General features: G+C 74.0%; 9 protein-coding genes. All 9 read left to right on the forward strand.

Annotated features, from left to right (window positions below; translation table 11 throughout):
• Nucleotides 1-897 carry an ABC transporter ATP-binding protein gene (locus tag QQX09_RS06620; protein WP_301132667.1) on the forward strand — a complete coding sequence of 299 codons (897 nt, stop codon included), beginning with the start codon at nt 1-3 and terminating at the stop codon, nt 895-897.
• A 1-nt stretch (nt 898) separates the two neighbouring features.
• Entirely contained in the window at nt 899-1594 is a 696-nt protein-coding gene (locus QQX09_RS06625; protein WP_301132672.1) for a 4-carboxy-4-hydroxy-2-oxoadipate aldolase/oxaloacetate decarboxylase, read from the forward strand.
• Nucleotides 1591-2673 (forward strand): PrpF domain-containing protein, encoded by a 1083-nt coding sequence (locus QQX09_RS06630; protein ID WP_301132676.1) that lies wholly within the window; start codon nt 1591-1593, stop codon nt 2671-2673. Before QQX09_RS06625 ends, QQX09_RS06630 begins: the two co-directional genes overlap by 4 nt.
• Complete coding sequence (locus QQX09_RS06635) at nt 2670-3689, forward strand: VOC family protein (RefSeq protein WP_301132678.1); 1020 nt, start codon at nt 2670-2672, stop codon at nt 3687-3689. Before QQX09_RS06630 ends, QQX09_RS06635 begins: the two co-directional genes overlap by 4 nt.
• A complete protein-coding gene (locus QQX09_RS06640; RefSeq protein ID WP_301132679.1) occupies nt 3686-4573 on the forward strand; it encodes an NAD(P)-dependent oxidoreductase in 888 nt (295 codons plus the stop codon). The genes QQX09_RS06635 and QQX09_RS06640 overlap by 4 nt, the downstream gene beginning before the upstream one ends.
• Nucleotides 4570-5586, forward strand: coding sequence for an amidohydrolase family protein (locus QQX09_RS06645; RefSeq protein ID WP_301132680.1), 1017 nt, complete (start codon nt 4570-4572; stop codon nt 5584-5586). The genes QQX09_RS06640 and QQX09_RS06645 overlap by 4 nt, the downstream gene beginning before the upstream one ends.
• 118 nt (nt 5587-5704) lie before the next feature.
• Entirely contained in the window at nt 5705-7627 is a 1923-nt protein-coding gene (locus QQX09_RS06650; protein ID WP_301132681.1) for an oxidoreductase, read from the forward strand.
• Nucleotides 7628-7823: 196 nt separating this feature from the next.
• On the forward strand, nt 7824-9149 hold the full coding sequence (locus tag QQX09_RS06655; protein ID WP_301132684.1) for an MFS transporter: 1326 nt from the start codon (nt 7824-7826) through the stop codon (nt 9147-9149).
• Nucleotides 9150-9372: 223 nt separating this feature from the next.
• Complete coding sequence (locus QQX09_RS06660) at nt 9373-13578, forward strand: PDDEXK-like endonuclease domain-containing protein (protein ID WP_301132686.1); 4206 nt, start codon at nt 9373-9375, stop codon at nt 13576-13578.
• Nucleotides 13579-13593 lie beyond the last annotated feature (15 nt).

Raw genomic sequence — 13593 nt, forward strand, 5'->3', positions numbered from 1 at the left:
ATGTCGATCATCCAGACCGTCCGCATGAGGTCGGCAGCCGCCGGCGCCCCGGCCGCGGGTGCGGGTGCGGGGGACGATGCGGTCGCGCTCGACCTGCGCGGCGTCCAGAAGACCTACGACACCCCCGGCCGCCCCCAGGTCGAGGCGATCCGTCACCTCGACTTCAGCATCCGCCGCGGCGAGCTCGTGTGCGTGGTGGGCCCGTCGGGCGCCGGCAAGACCACGCTGCTGCGCTCGATCGCCGGCCTGCTCGACCTCACCGCCGGCGAGGTGGTGCTCGACGGCAGGGTCGTCTCCGGCCCGCCCGAGGGCATGGCCGTGGTGTTCCAGGAGTACGGCCGCAGCCTGTTCCCGTGGATGACCGTCCGCCAGAACATCGAGCTGCCGCTCAAGGAGAAGGGCATCGCGAAGGCCGAACGGCGCGCCAAGATCGACCGGGCGCTCGAGGAGGTGGGGCTCACCGAGGCCGGGGAGCAGCACCCGTGGCAGCTCTCGGGCGGCATGCAGCAGCGCGTCGCGATCGCCCGCGCGATCGCCTTCGAGCCGTCCGTGCTGCTCATGGACGAGCCGTTCGCCGCCGTCGACGCGCAGACCCGCGCCGAGCTCGAGGACCTCGTGCGGAAGCTGTGGAAGGACCTCGGCGTCACCGTGCTGTTCGTCACGCACGACATCGACGAGGCCGTCTACCTGGGCGAGCGCGTCATCGTGCTCTCCAACCGGCCCACGGTGCTGATGGAGGACGTGCGCGTCGACCTGCCCGCCGAGCGGGACCAGCTCACCACCCGCTCGGACCCGCACTTCGGGGAGCTCCGCGGCCACGTCTACGAGCTCATCCAGCAGGCCAAGCGAGGCGTGCGCCCCGACGCTCCCGCCGCATCGTCCCCCCAGGAGGCCTGACGTGGAGACCGTGATCCTCACCGACCCGCCGCGGCCAGCCCGCGAGACCGTCGAGGCGTTCTCGAGCATCGGCGTCGCGACCGTGCACGAGGCGATGGGGCGCACCCGCTCGATCTCCGCGCTGCGCCCCATCCAGCAGGGGGTGCGCGTGGCCGGCACCGCTGTCACGGTGATGAGCTGGCCGGGCGACAACCTCATGATCCACGCGGCGATCGAGCAGTGCGGGCCCGGCGACATCCTCGTCGTCACCACCCGTGAGCCGTCCTCGCACGGCATGTTCGGCGAGCTGTTCGCGACGGGGCTCCAGCAGCGCGGCGTCGTCGGCGCGATCATCGACGCCGGCGTGCGCGACACGCAGGAGATGCGCGACATGGGCTTCCCCGTGTGGTCGCGGCACATCAACGTCATGGGCACCGTGAAGTCCACGCCGGGCGCGATCAACGTGCCGATCGTGGTCGGCGGCCAGGTCATCGACGCGGGCGACATCATCGTCGCCGACGACGACGGCCTCGTCGTCGTCCCCCGCGACGAGGCGGACGATGCGCTGGTCAAGTCCCGCGCGCGCCTCGACAAGGAGGAGGCGACCCGCGCCTCGTTCCTCGAGGGCGAGCTGGGCCTGGACCGCTACGGCATGCGCCCCGTCCTCGCGGACCTGGGCGTCACCTACCGCCGTCACCCCGACGCGGACCCCGCATGAGCGGCATCCCCTGCGCGCTCATGCGCGGCGGCACCTCGAAGGGAGGGATCTTCCTCGCGGAGGACCTGCCCACGGACCCCGCCGCGCGCGACGACCTGCTGCTGCGGATCATGGGCAGCCCCGACGTGCGTCAGATCGACGGGCTCGGCGGCGCGCACCCCCTCACCAGCAAGGTCGGCGTGGTGAGCGTCGCGGGGGACGATGCGGCGGACATCGACTACCTGTTCCTCCAGGTCGCGGTGGACCGGCCCGTGGTGTCGACCTCGCAGACGTGCGGCAACATCCTCGCGGCGGTGGCGCCGTTCGCGATCGAGCGCGGGCTCGTGCCCGCGCGCGACGGCGCGACGGTCGTGCGGGTGCGCATGGTCAACACCGGCACCGTCGCGGCGCTGACCGTGCGCACGCCCGGCGGCGAGGTCACGTACGACGGCGACGCGGAGATCTCCGGCGTGCCCGGGTCCGCGGCGCCTGTCGAGGTGGCGGTCGAGCCCGCCGCGGGCGCGCTGCTGCCGACCGGGAACCCGATCGACACCATCGCCGGCGTCGAGGCGACCCTCATCGACAACGGCATGAAGTCGGTGCTGGTCCGCGCCGCGGACCTCGGCCTCGAGGGCGGGGAGGACCCCGCCGCGCTCGAGGCCGACCCGGCGGTGGTGCGACGCGTGGCCGAGATCCGTGCGGCGGCGTTCCCCCTCATGGGCATCGACGGCACGCCGGAGACCACCACGACGCCGAAGATCGTGCTGCTGTCCGCGCCCGCCGCCGGCGGCACCGTCCGCACCCGCAGCTTCATCCCGTTCCGCGTCCACGAGGCGATCGGCGTCCTCGGCGCCGCGTCCGTCGCCGCCGGCGTGCGGCTCGCCGGGACGGTCGCGGACGGCCTCGCCGACATGCCCGCGGACGGTGCGCCGATGCGGGTCGAGCACCCCACCGGCTTCCTCGATCTGCACGTCGACCCCGTGCCGGGCGACCCGGGCGCCGTGGGCGAGTCCCGCGTCATCCGTACCGCCCGGATGATCATGGACGGCCGCGTCCGCCCCCACACCTACCCCACCACCGCGACGGAGGAACCACGATGACGATGCCGCAGGGCCACGTCGCCCACCTCGGCTACGCCATGCTCGACACCCCGGACCTCGACGCGACCGTGTGGTTCTTCGAGAACATCCTCGGCATGACCGAGACCCGCCGGGTCGACGGCATGTCCTTCCTCCGGGCCTACGACGACTACGAGGAGTGCTCGATCATCGCCTGCCAGGCGCCCACGTCCGGCATCCGCCGCACCGCGCTGCGCGCGTCCAGCGAGCGGGCGCTCGAGGAGCGCGCCGTCGCCGTCCAGGACGCCGGGCGCCCCGGGCGCTGGGAGGACGGCATCGCCGGACGCGGCCGCACGTTCGTCACCACGGATCCGGACGGCCACCAGCTCGCCCTCTACTACGACACCGTCTGGTACGAGGCGCCGGAGGACCTCGCCGCCGGCCTCAAGAACCAGGCGCAGGCGAAGCCCAACCGCGGCATCGGCGTGCGGCGCTTCGACCACATCAACTTCCTCGCGGCGCGCCCCGAGGACAACGCGGCCTTCCACATCGACGTGCTGGGCGCGCGACCCACCGAGCAGATCCGCATGGACGACGGCCGCATCGCGGCGAAGTGGCTGTCCTTCGGGCAGAAGTCGTACGACGTCGTCTACACCGAGGACTGGACGGGCGGCAGCGGCCGCCTCCACCACCTCGCGTTCGCGACGGACACCCGCGAGGAGATCCTCCGGGCCGCGGACCTCTGCCTCGACCAGGGCGTCCACATCGAGACCGGCCCGCACAAGCACGCGATCCAGCAGACCTTCTTCCTCTACGTCTTCGAGCCCGGCGGCAACCGCATCGAGATGTGCAACCCGCTCACGCGCCTCGTGCTCGCGCCCGACTGGCCGCTGGTGACCTGGACCGAGCCCGAGCGCAAGCGAGGACAGGCCTGGGGCCTCGGCACCATCGAGACGTTCCACACCCACGGCACGCCGCCCATGGAGGGGCAGGACACGCAGGCGTACCGGCCCACCGGGATGCTGGGGAAGCGCCCGAGCGGGGACGCGCGGCGATGACCCGGGTCGCTCTCATCGGGTTCGGCGAGGTGGGCCGGGTCTTCGTCGAGGACCTCCGCGGCGCCGGTCAGGCCGACATCACCGCCTGGGACACCGCCTTCGCCGACCCCGGCAGCAAGGCCTCCCGCAACGCCCGCGAGCTGGGCCTCGCGCCGGCGCCGAACGCGGCGGCGGCGGTGGCGGGGGCCGACCTCGTCGTGTCCGCGGTGACGGCCATGAACTGCGTGGCCGCCGCATCGTCCGTCGCCCCGGGTCTTCAGCATGCCGCCTGGTACTTCGACCTCAACTCGAGCTCGCCCGGCCACAAGCAGGAGGCCGCCGCGGAGATCCACGCCGCGGGCGGCCGCTACGTCGAGGCGGCGCTGATGTCGCCCATCGAGCCGCGCCGCCTCGCATCGCCCTTCATCCTCGGAGGCCCGCACGCGCAGCGCTTCGGCGAGGCCGCCGGAGGCTTCGGGCTCACCGGCGCGCGCGTCGGCGCGGCCGTGGTCGGGGTCGCCGCCGCGACCAAGCTGTGCCGGTCGGTGGTGGTCAAGGGCCTCGAGTCGCTGCTGTCGGAGTCGCTGCTCGCGGCCCGTCACTACGGCGTCGACCGTGAGGTGATCGCGTCGCTGTCGAACATCCTGCCCGAGGCGGACTGGGAGGCCATCGCGGGCTATTTCATCTCCCGGTCGCTCGAGCACGGGGTGCGGCGCGCGGAGGAGATGGAGGAGGCCGCCGCGACGGTGGCCGAGGCCGGGGTGACGCCGTGGATGGCGTCGGCAACGGTCGAGCGTCAGCGCTGGGCGGCGCAGTTCGGCGAGGTGCTGCCGCAGGGCTCCACCCCGGAGCTGGTCGACGCGGTGCGGATCGCCGCAGGACTTTTCGAGGAGGGTGACGGATGATCATCGACTGCCACGGCCACTACACGACCGCTCCGGCCGCGCACAGCGACTGGCGCGAGGCGCAGCTCGCCGCCTGGGAGGCGGGGGAGGCGCCGCCGCCGTACCCCGAGATCTCCGACGACGAGATCCGCGAGTCGATCGAGTCCAACCAGCTGCGGCTCATCCGCGAGCGGGGCGCGGACGTCACGATCTTCTCGCCGCGCGCGTCCGCGATGGGCCACCACCTGGGCGACCTCGGCACGTCCGTCGCGTGGACGGCGGCCTGCAACGACCTCATCGCGCGGGTGGTCGGCCTCTTCCCGGGCACGTTCGTGGGCGTCGCGCAGCTGCCGCAGGCGGCCGGCGAGGGCCTCGACGCGGCGGTGCGGGAGCTCGACCGGCGGATCGCTGAGGGGTTCGTCGGCGTCAACCTCAACCCCGACCCCAGCGGCGGCCACTGGACCTCGCCGCCGCTCACCGACCGCTACTGGTACCCGGTCTACGAGCGCATGGTCGAGCACGACGTGCCCGCGATGATCCACGTCTCCGCGTCGTCGAACCCGGCCTTCCACGCCACCGGCGCGCACTACATGAACGCGGACACGTCGGCCTTCATGCAGCTGCTCCAGGGCGACCTGTTCGCGGACTTCCCGACGCTGCGCCTCATCATCCCGCACGGCGGGGGAGCGGTGCCGTACCACTGGGGCCGCTACCGCGGCCTCGCGGACATGCTCAAGAAGCCGGCGCTCGCCGACCACCTCATGGGCAACGTCTTCTTCGACACGTGCGTCTACCACCAGCCGGGGATCGACCTGCTCACCGGGGTGATCCCCGCGGAGAACATCCTCTTCGGCTCCGAGATGGTGGGCGCGGTGCGCGGCATCGACCCGACCACGGGCCACTACTTCGACGACACGCTGCGTTACATCGAGGCCGCGTCGCTGTCGGACGGGGATCGCGAGGCGATCCTGGCGGGCAACGCGCTGCGGGTGTACCCGGGCCTCCGGGCGGCCCTGGAGCGCGCCTCCGCCTGACCCCACCCGTGCGGAGCAGACCTCCGGGGGCTGGTGACCTTGGTCCCTCGCGGCCGACATCTATTGGTCATATGTTCAATAGTGTCAGCGACGACCGAACACCCCCCAGGAGTCACCCGTGCCCGCCACCGCCTTCAGCCACGTCCTCGAGCCCGTCACCCTCGGCAGCCTGCAGCTGCGCAACCGCGTCATCATGGTCCCGATGGGGACCGAGATGGGCGACCACGACGGCCACCTCACCGACCGCGAGGTCGCGTACTACGCCGAGCGCGCCGCGGGCGCGGGCCTCGTGTGCACCGGCATCAACGCCGTGACCGACGACTACGAGGTCATCAACGAGGGGCTGGGCCGCGTCGACACCGACGCCGCGATCCCCGGCCTGCGCAAGCTCGCCGAGGCGTTCCACGCGCGCGGCGGCGCCGTGTCCGTGCAGCTCACCGCCGGGCTGGGCCGCAACATCAACAACATCGACCCCGAGCGGCTGCCGATCTCGGCGTCCGACAACACCCACTGGCTCGACCCGAGCGTGCGATGCCGACCGCTCGAGACGCACGAGATCAAGGTCATCGTCCAGCGCTTCAAGGAGGCCGCCGAGCGTTGCGCCCAGGCCGGCATCGACGCGATCGACATCCACGGCCACACCGGCTACGTCATCGACCAGTTCCTGTCGCCCGTGTGGAACCGCCGCACCGACGAGTACGGCGGCTCGGTCGAGAACCGCTGCCGCTTCGCCGCGGAGATCATCGCCGCGGTCAAGGAGGGCGCGCCCGGCCTGCCGGTGAGCTTCCGCCTGTCGGTCGACCACCACTTCGAGGGCGGTCGCACGCCCGCCGAGTCCGTCGAGATCGCGCGCCAGCTCGAGGCCGCCGGGCTCGATCTGCTCATGGTCGACGAGGGCTCGTACGAGGCGATGGACTACGTCTTCCCGCCGTACTACCTGGGCGACAACTGCATGATGGGCTCGGTGCGCATGTTCAAGGAGGCGCTGTCGATCCCCGTGCTGGGCTGCGGCAACCTCACGCCCGAGCGCGCCGAGTCCGCCATCGCCGCCGGCGAGATGGACTTCGCCGGCATCGGCCGCGCGCTCATCGCGGACCCCGAGTGGGCGCTCAAGCTCGCCGAGGGCCGCCGCGAGGACATCCGCCCGTGCATCCGCTGCAACCAGCTGTGCGTCGGCAACGCCTTCGTGGGCCAGCCCCTCGGCTGCGCCGTCAACCCGACCGTGGGCAAGGAGCGCGAGCGCGTCCTCACGCCCGCCGCGACCCCCAAGCGCGTCGCCATCGTCGGCGCCGGACCGGCCGGCCTCGAGGCCGCTCGTGTCGCGGCCCTGCGCGGCCACACCGTCGACGTGTACGAGAAGGGCGAGCAGCTGGGCGGCGTCCTGTGGCCCGCCGCGACCCCGGAGTTCAAGAAGGAGCTGCGCTCCATGATCTTCTGGTGGGAGCGCCAGCTCGCGGACCTGCCCGTCACGGTCCACCTCGGCACGGAGATCGCCGCGGACTCGCCCGAGCTCGACGGCGCCGACGCCATCATCGTCGCGGTGGGCACCGAGCCCGTGGCGCCCCCGATCCCGGGCCTCGACGGGGACAACGTCGTCGAGGTCATCGACGCCCACCTCGGCGCGGACCTCGGCCACCGCATGGTGGTCTGCGGCGGCGGCCTCTCGGGCGCCGACTTCGCGCTCGAGATGCAGGAGAAGGGCCACGACGTCACCGTCGTCGAGATGGCCGACGGCATCGCCCCCGACCTGCTGATGATCAACCGCATCACGCTGCTGCGCGACCACGCCGAGGCCGGCGTCACCCTGCTCACCGGCCACCGCGTGGTCGAGGTCAACGCGGCCGGCGTCAAGGTCGACGGTCCCGACGGCCCGGTCCAGATCGCCGCGGACACCGTGGTGAGCGCGTTCGGCGTGCGGCCCGCGACCGCGCTGGTCGAGGCGCTCCAGGCGCGCGGCGCCGTCGCTGTCGGCGACTGCGTCAAGCCCGCCAAGGTGGGCGACGCGATCAACGCCGGATTCGAGGCGGCCTTCGCGCTGTAGAGACCGTGGGAATCTCTCCACGCGGGCACTCGCGCCGACGGGCTCGAACGGGCCGCCGCGGAGCGATCCGCCGTCGACACGCCGATGCGGTGGTGGGGGAGTGGCTCACCCGCGTGGAGGGGTCCACGGGTAGGTCCGAGGTCCGCGGCGCGGCGCCGCACCGCGCCGTAGCGTGGATCGACCCTCGGAGGGACCCGTGACCCAGCCGCCCGCGCCCACGACGGGCACCCGCGCGCCCCGCGCGGCCTGGCTCGTGCTGATCTCCGGGATGGCGCTGTACTTCGTCGCGATCGTCAACCGCACCGCACTCGGGGTCGCCGGCGTCGCCGCGCTCGACCGCTTCGGGATCGAGGCCGCGTGGCTGTCGATCCTCGCGATCGCCCAGGTCGCCACCTACGCGGCGCTGCAGCTGCCGGCCGGGGCGCTGCTCGACCGCTGGGGCGCGCGCCGGCTCATGGTCGGCGGCGCGCTGCTCATGGCGGTCGGCACAGGGCTGCTCGCCGTCACGACGAGCCTCCCGCTCGCGATCCTCGCGCGCGTGCTCATCGGCGCCGGGGACGCCCCGATCTTCATCTCCGCCTGCCGACTCATCCCGCTGTGGTTCCCGCCGCGCCGCGTGCCCGTGCTCGTCCAGGTGACCGGGCTGGTGGGGCAGGCCGGCCAGCTCGCCACCTCGATCCCGGTCGCGTGGCTGCTGCACGACCTCGGCTGGAGCGCGACCTTCGCGGTGCTCGGCGCCGCGACGCTGGCGGTCGCCGCGCTCGCGGTCCGCGGCATCCGGGTCCCCGCGACCTCGGCCGGCCCCGAGCGGCCCGCCGCTCCCGCATCGTCCCTCCGCGAGTCCATCCGCCTCGCCTCCCGCCCGGCCGGCACCCGCCTGGGCTTCTGGACGCACTTCCTGTCGCTGTGCTCGGCGAACACGGTGGCGCTGCTGTGGGGGGTGCCGTTCTTCGTGTCGACGCAGGGCCTGTCGCTGGGCGAGGCGAGCGCGCTGCTCATGGTCATCACGCTGACGAAGATGGCGGCCGGCCCGCTCGCCGGCTCGTTCACGGCCCGCCATCCGCTGCGGCGCAGCTGGCTGGTGCTCGGCTCGGCGGTCGCGACGGCGGTCGCGTGGGTCGCGATCCTCGTCCCCGACACGCCGCGCCCGGTATGGGAGCTCGGCGTGCTCATGGCGGTGATCGGCGCGGGCGGGCCCGTGTCGCTCATCGCGCTCGACTACGCGCGCACGTTCGGTCCCGAGGAGGCGATGGGCACCGCGACGGGCTTCGTCAACGTCGGCGGCTTCGTGTCGACCATCCTCGGCATCGTGCTCGTGGGCGTCACGCTGCAGCTCGTGTCGCCCGACGGCGCGACCTCGTACACGCTCGACGAGTACCGCCTGGCGTTCGCGACGCTGCTCATCCCGTGGGCGCTCGGCATCGTGGGCGTGCTGCGCAACCGGCGGCTCGCGCGCGCCGACATGGCCGCCGCGGGCGTCGTCGTGCCGCCGCTGCGCGAGGCGCTCCGCCGCCTGCGATGAGGCGCTGAAAAGGGACGATGGTGACGTTCACATCGCGGGTTTGACGGGGGGCCGTCCGTGGTCCCACAATCCTCACAACAGTGCGTGTCGGCTGCATAAGTCGGCGCGCACTGTCTCTTTTTCCGGTCTGTCCGGGATGGGTGGACGATGCGCGGGACGGGCGGCCTCGGAGGCGGCGGCGTGGTGCGCGGAAGGGCCGTGACCGGACCGTTACCGTAGGACGGTGGTCGACTACATCGGGCGCGCGCTCGTCGCGGACGCCCTTCGCGAATGGAGGGAGCAGCTCCAGCAGCTGGCGACCGTCTCACCGCTGCGCGACCTCGCGCTGAGCGAGACGACCACGGTGGATCTGCGCGGCTCGCATCCCGGCGGGCTGGCCCCCCTCTTCGCCGGTCGCGCCACCTCCCTCGGGGTCCTCATCCGCGACCCCGAGCACTACGCCCAGGCGCTCCACCGCGTGCGCCTCATCCGCGAGACCGCCGAGCGGGTCAAGGCCGCCACCGGCGTCTGGACCGCCGCGATGGTCATCGGCACCGTCGCCTGGGACGAGGACGGCCGGCGTCGCGAGATGCCGCTCGTCATGCGGCCCGTCCACTTCGAGTCCGCCCGCCAGGGCGACGTGCTGCTCACCATGCTCGACCAGGTCGCCGTCAACCCGGTCTTCCTCACCGAGGCCCGCGACCGCGACGCCGACGCAGGCCTCGCGGCCGTGCTGCCGCAGGCCGGCCCCGGTCTCGAGTTCGACCCGCGCCCGCTGTGGCAGCACGTGCGCACGCTCGGCGAGGCGTTCCCCGGCATCGAGGTCGCGGACCGGCTGTTCGTCGGCGCGTTCGACGACCCCGAGCAGCGGCTCCTCGACGACCTCGACGACATGGACCCGGTCATCGGCGCCTCCGACATCCTCGCCGCGACCGCGGGCGACCGCGACGCGCAGGCGCTGCTCGCGCAGCCGCTCCCGGCCTTCCCCGTGGGCGACCGCGACCCGTTCGCCGAGCGCGGCGTGGGCGACCTCGACGACGGCGAGTTCGCCGCCCTCGACCTCATCGCGACCGGCCGGTCCGTGTTCCTCCAGGCCCCTCCCGGGTCCGACCCCGTGGGCGCGGTCGCGGCGATCGTCGCCGATGCGGCGGCCTCGGGTCGCGCCGTCATGGCGGTCGGCGGCACCGAGCAGTCGGTGCGCGCCGTCGCGAAGCGGCTCGACCGCGTCGGCGTGTCCGAGGCGTACGTGTCCGGCGCGGTCGCCTCGTGGAACGAGACCGCCCGCCGGCGCCTGCTCACGTCGATGACGATGGGCGTCGAGGACATCGACGACGACACCCTGCGCACGGCGGGGGAGAGCCTCCTCGCCGCCCGCCACGAGCTCGAGACCCGTCTCGACGCGCTGCACCGCCCGCATCGTCCCTGGGACGTGAGCGCGTACGAGGCCGTCCAGGCCGTCGTGCGGCTCATCTCCACCGCGCCCGCGCCGATGACGCAGCAGCGGCTGGGGCCGGAGGCCGCCGCGCTGGTCGCCGAGCACGGCTTCGCCTCCGTCGCGCACGCGCTCGTCGAGCGGCTGCGGCCCGACGCGGCGCCCGAGGAGCCCGCGCCCGCGACCTCGCAGGCGACCACCGTGCTGGTGCCGTGGTGGTCCGACGTGACGGACGATGCGGAGGAGGGCGCGCTGCTCGACGAGGCGCTCGCGACGCTCGTGGTCCGCCACGTGCCCAAGATGCGCGCCGAGGCCCAGATCGCGGCGCACGAGACCGGCATGGACGAGGCGCCGACTATCGCCGCGTGGGCGGACCAGGTGGGCCTCTTCACGGACCTGCGCGCCACGCTCGAGATCTTCTCGCCCGCGGTGTTCCACCGCTCGCTGCACGACCTCGTCGCCGCGACGGCGCCCCCCGGCACGGCGCAGGCCGGCACCCTCGCGCGGCGCGACCGCCGCGCGCTGCGCCGCCGCGCGGTCGAGCTGCTGCGTCCCGGCCGGACCAAGGACGACCTGCACGAGAACCTCGTGGCCGCGCACGCGCAGGCGCTGCGGTGGCGCGCGCACTGCTCGGCCGGCGGCTGGCCGCTCGTCCCCGACGACTTCGACCTCTACGCCGACCGCATCGAGAACGTGCTGCGCCTGTGGTCGCGGCTCGCGGGCCCTGTCGCGCAGGTGTCCGGCGAGCAGGACCTGCTCGACCAGCCGTGGGAGCACGTCCGCGACGTGCTCGAGCGGCTCGCGGAGGGCGTGCCCGGCACGCTCGAGGCCGCCGAGGCGGTGCCGGTCGAGCGCGACCTCGAGTCCGCGGGCCTCGGCCCGCTGCTGGCGGAGCTCGCCGCGCGCGACGAGGCCGACGCCTCGCCCGAGCAGCTGCGCCGCGACCTCGAGTTCGCGTGGTGGGCCTCCGCCTTCGACGCGATCGTGTCGGCGGACCCGCGCCTCACCGAGGAGGGCGCCGTCGGCCGCGTGGTCGAGCAGTTCCTGCTGCGCGACCGCGAGTTCTCCGACGCCCGCGTGGGACCGCTCATGCGCGCCGTCGCCGAGCGCCGCCGCATCGCGATCGCCCGCCACCCCGACTTCGCGCGCGACCTCTTCGCGACCCTCGTCGAGGGGGCCGACGCGCCCTACCGCGAGCTGTGGCGCGACCACCAGCCGCTCGTGAGCGCGCTGCGCCCCATCACGCTGGCGACCGCCGAGCAGGTGTCGCGGCTCGCGCCACCCACCCGCTGCCTCGACGTCGCGGTCGTGTTCGGCGCCGAGTCCCTCGCGCTCGCCGAGACCGTGCCCACGCTCGCCCGCGCACGCCAGGTGGTGGTGGTCGGGGACGCCGAGGCCGCGACCCGCAGCGCCGTCTCCGTCTTCGCCCACATGCTGCCGCGCGTACCCCTGCACGCCCTGCCGCAGCCGCGCGACCCGCGCGTCACAGGCGTGCTCGGCACGCTCGCGTACGGCCGCTCGCTCAGCTCGCTGCCGTCCGCCGGCATCCCTCACGCGCTCGACGTGACGCTGCTCGACGCCACCGGCTCGGCCGCCGCGGGCGAGCACGTCGTCCAGTCCACGCATGCCGAGGTCGCCGCCGTCATCGACCACGCCGACCGCGTGGTCCACTCGATGCCGCGCCGCAGCCTCGCCATCGTCGCGGGCAACGAGCTCCACGCGGCCCGCATCCGCGACACGCTCGACGAGCGCGGCACGCGCCTCGCCGAGGCCGTCACCGTGGTGACGGTCGGCAACGCGGCCGGCCTCGACGTCGACGAGGTGATCCTCACGCTCGGCTACGCGCGCGACGCGGCGGGCACGCTGCCCGCGAGGCTCGGCGCGTTGTCCGAGGAGTGGGGCGCGCAGGCGCTGGCCCAGGCCGTCGTCGCGAGCCACGAGCGGCTCACCGTGGTGACCGCGCTCGGCGCCGACGACCTCGCGGCGATCGCCGAGGGCGGCGAGGCGGACGCGATCGACGGGCTGCGCGAGCTCGTGCTCGCGGTCGGCTCGGAGCCCGTGCCGCCGGAGCGTCCCGAGCCGGCGCCGGGCGACTGGCTGCTCGCGGACATCGCGGGCCGCGTGCGCGCCGAGGGATACGCCGTGCACGTGCGCTACGGCGCGGGCGCCGACGCGATCCCGCTGGTCGTCGGCGGCCGCCACGACCGCGGCTACCGCGTCGCCGTCGTGACCGACGAGGCGTCGCGGGGCGGCTCGGCGAGCGTGCGCGACCGCATGCGCCACCAGTATGCGAGCCTCGAGGCGCTCGGGTGGTCCGTGGTGTCGCTGTGGACGCTCGACGTGTTCATGGACCCCGACGCGGCCGTCGCCGCGATCATCGACGCGGTCGAGCGGGAGAAGGCGCCGCTCGTGTGGGAGCAGCCGGCGCTCGACCTGGGCGTCGAGACCTCCGAGATCCGCGTGCCCGCGGAGGAGGTCTTCGACGTCGCCGCGGTCGACGACGTCACCGGCGCGATCCCCGAGCTGCGCGCCGAGGAGCCGCCCGCGCCCGTCGAGCCCCCGGCCGAGCCCGAGGCCCCCGACGTCACGCTCGGCATCTCCGTGATGCTGGCCGAGCAGATCCTCGCCGACAAGGTCGAGACCCGCGCGCTCCAGCAGGTGCAGGCCGAGCTCGACCTGGACGGCGCGGACGCCGCGACGGACGATGAGGACATGACCGACGACCCGACCGAGGACACGACGGAGCCGGAGCAGGACGCCGCGGAGCCCGCGGACGGCACCCCCGAGGAGCCCGCGCAGGAGCCCGAGGCGGCCGAGGACGAGGCGACCGAGGACGATCCCGCGGCCGACGCATCGTCCCTGCCCTCGCCGCCGCCCATCCGGCCCGCGTCGCGCGGGGCCGGCCGTCCCCTCATCCCGACGCGCGCCAGCGAGGACCTCGACGAGGGCTGGGGCGGCTCGCACGGCGGCTCGAGCCGCGACGAGGAGATCAAGCGGGAGCGCCCGCCGCACTGGTGAGCGGCGGGGCCTCGA

Source organism: Demequina litoralis, from assembly GCF_030418455.1.
Taxonomy (GTDB): domain Bacteria; phylum Actinomycetota; class Actinomycetes; order Actinomycetales; family Demequinaceae; genus Demequina; species Demequina litoralis.